This window comes from Pseudomonas sp. AC463 (genome assembly GCF_979253585.1).
On record NZ_CEEDDZ010000279.1, the window covers coordinates 1 to 343 of the forward strand.

At 67.9% G+C, this 343-nt stretch carries 1 protein-coding gene; it reads right to left on the reverse strand.

Annotation, left to right across the window (positions count from 1 at the left end; translation table 11 throughout):
* Positions 1 to 229, reverse strand: a 229-nt coding sequence (locus AC0IYH_RS30145) for a peroxiredoxin (protein ID WP_471837784.1), incomplete at its 3' end; no start/stop codon positions are given.
* Positions 230 to 343: the final 114 nt, after the last annotated feature.

Here is a 343-nt window from a genome sequence, read left to right on the forward strand (position 1 = left end):
TGGCGCTAAACGTCACGTGGCTGGCGGTGCTATCCTTCGACACACCGATGACGCGCACTCCTGCCGCCGCGAAGTCGGGTGCGACGGCGGTGAAATCCTGCGCCTCGCGCGTGCATCCGGACGTGTCGTCCTTGGGGTAGAAGTACACGACCAGCGGCGTGCCGACCGCCGCGAGATCGATCGGGCCAGCCGGTCCGGTGACGGTCACCGCAGGTATCCTGTCCATCATGCCACTCCGTTCCACAATCGCCCGACCTCCTGCCGGGCATGATCGAGGCTGGCAACCACCGCCTCCCAACCGGGCAGCCGCAACGCCGCTGCGACCAGCGCTCGCGTCGCCTCT